This window comes from Streptomyces sp. NPDC020362 (genome assembly GCF_040642095.1).
In the GTDB taxonomy this organism is placed as follows: Bacteria; Actinomycetota; Actinomycetes; order Streptomycetales; family Streptomycetaceae; genus Streptomyces.
In genome coordinates this window covers 1-2061 of the sequence record NZ_JBFAET010000457.1, presented here as the reverse complement: position 1 = coordinate 2061, position 2061 = coordinate 1, and the positions used below count along the sequence as shown (strand labels likewise).

Genomic DNA, 2061 nt, shown 5'->3' with positions numbered 1-2061 from the left:
AAGCACGTGGTGACCTACGATTCGGTGAGCATGAGCCTGACCCCGACCGAGTTCCGGCTGCTGGGCCGCCTGATCGCCTCGCAGGGCGACGCGGTGCGCCGCCACGCCCTCGTCGCCGCCGGCTGGCCGCACGGGGCGCAGGTCAGCGACAACACCCTCGACTCCTATGTGCGCCGGCTGCGGGCCAAGCTCGGTCCGCTGGGTGTGGCCGAGCGTCTGGCGACCGTCCGCGGCGTGGGCTACCGATGGCAGTGACGGGATTCCGCAAGCGGGTCGTCGCACTGACCGTGCTGATCGCCACCGCCGTGGTCGCGGTCCTGGTCGTGGTCTCGCACGTGCTGCTGAGCCGGGTGACGGACGCCGACGCGCACGATCTGGCACGTACGCGCGCCGAGGCGGTCGCGGCGAACGTCACCGCCAAGAGCGGCCGTGTCGTACTGACGGAGAACAGCAGCGAGGCGCTGGACGAGGTCGCCTGGGTGTATGCCGACGGCCGCCTGCTCGACGGGAACGTGCCGCCGAGCCTGGTCGCTCGCGTCGAGGAGCTGGCGGACGCGGGGCGATCGCAGACCGCGTCGGTCGGCGACTACCTCCTGTACGCGCGGGACGTCCCGATCGACGGCCACCGCGTCATGGTGATCGTCCGGGTGGACCTCACGCCCTACGAGACATCCGAGCAGCGCAGCCTGACCTTGTCCCTGATACTGGGCGGCCTCACCATCCTCCTCGCCGGCGGTGTCGCACACCTCGTGGTGCGCCGCGCGCTGCGGGTCGTGCACGAGATGGCCGCCCTCGCCGACGACTGGGGCCACCACGAGCCCGGGCGCCGCTTCAACCTCGGAGTTCCCCGCGACGAGTTCGGGGAACTGGGGCGGACCCTGGACCATCTCCTGGAGCGCGTCGACAACGCGCTGGCGGACGAGCGCCGGCTCACCGACGAGATCGCGCACGAGCTGCGGACACCGCTCACGGTCCTGCGGGCCGAGGCTCAGCTGGCGCAGCTGTCCGGCGAGCCGGTGCCGCCGGAGGCGGTGCTGAGCGAGGTCGACCGCCTCGATGCGGCGATCACGACGCTTCTGCGCGCCGCGCGCGCACGGACGGACAAGGGGACCCGGTGCGATCTGCGCTCCGCCGCGCGGCAGGCGATCGCCGGCCGCGCGGTCGAGCTCGCCTTTGCCTCGAAGGTCGAGGTCGCCGTGGCGGCCGACGTCGCCGTGTCGCTGCTGTCGCCCCTCCTGGAGAACGGCCTGCGGCATGCGCGGTCGCGTGTGTGGATCACCGCGCGCAACCAGGGCGAGGCCATCGTGGTCGATGTCCTGGACGACGGTCCCGGATTCGATCCCGCGGACGTCGACCGGGTCTTCGAAGCGGGTGTGACCGGCGGCGACGGGTACGGGCTGGGGCTCCCAGTGGTCCGGCGCATCGCCGCCTCGGCCGGTGTGGAGGTCCGCGCGATCGCGGACGGCCGCGGTCATGTCGAGGTGACGCTCCCGGCCGCCCGTGCGACCACGTAGTCAGGTTACGTGCAGGTTCCCCGCGTAAACCTCCGTGCATGACAACGACAACGGAAGCACGCACGCGCAGCGGGCGGCTCATGCTCAACAAGGTTCCCGAGGTCACCATCTGGTTCTGGGTGATCAAGGTCCTGTGCACGACCGTCGGTGAGAGCTTCGCCGACTGGATCAACATGAAGCTGGGCGTCGGCCTGGTGAACACGGCCTGGATCTTCACCGCGGTGTTCGTGGTGGTCCTGGCCGTGCAGCTGCGGCTGAAGCGGTACGTTCCGTTCCCCTACTGGCTGACCGTCGTCGTTGTCAGCGTCACGGGCACCTTGTACACCGACATCCTGACCGACCAGCTGAACGTGCCGCTGTGGATCAGTTCCGCGGTCTTCTCGGTGCTGCTTGCGGTGGTCTTCGGTGTGTGGTGGGCGCGTGAGCGCACACTGTCGATCCACTCGGTCACGACGCTGCCGCGTGAGTCGTTCTACTGGCTCGCCGTTCTCGTCACCTTCGCGCTCGGCACCGCGACCGGCGACTGGACTCTGGAGCTGACCGGCTG

General features: G+C 70.2%; 2 protein-coding genes and 1 pseudogene. All 3 read left to right on the top strand.

The window, feature by feature from the left end; genetic code table 11:
- On the top strand, positions 1-255 hold a 255-nt coding region (locus AB0H32_RS48160), incomplete at its 5' end, for a helix-turn-helix domain-containing protein (RefSeq protein ID WP_361136045.1).
- Positions 246-1514 (top strand): HAMP domain-containing sensor histidine kinase, encoded by a 1269-nt coding sequence (locus AB0H32_RS48155; protein WP_361136042.1) that lies wholly within the window; start codon positions 246-248, stop codon positions 1512-1514. The genes AB0H32_RS48160 and AB0H32_RS48155, both read left to right, overlap by 10 nt.
- A gap of 38 nt (positions 1515-1552) precedes the next feature.
- A pseudogene (locus tag AB0H32_RS48150) lies at positions 1553-2061 on the top strand (hypothetical protein); the annotation flags it as partial.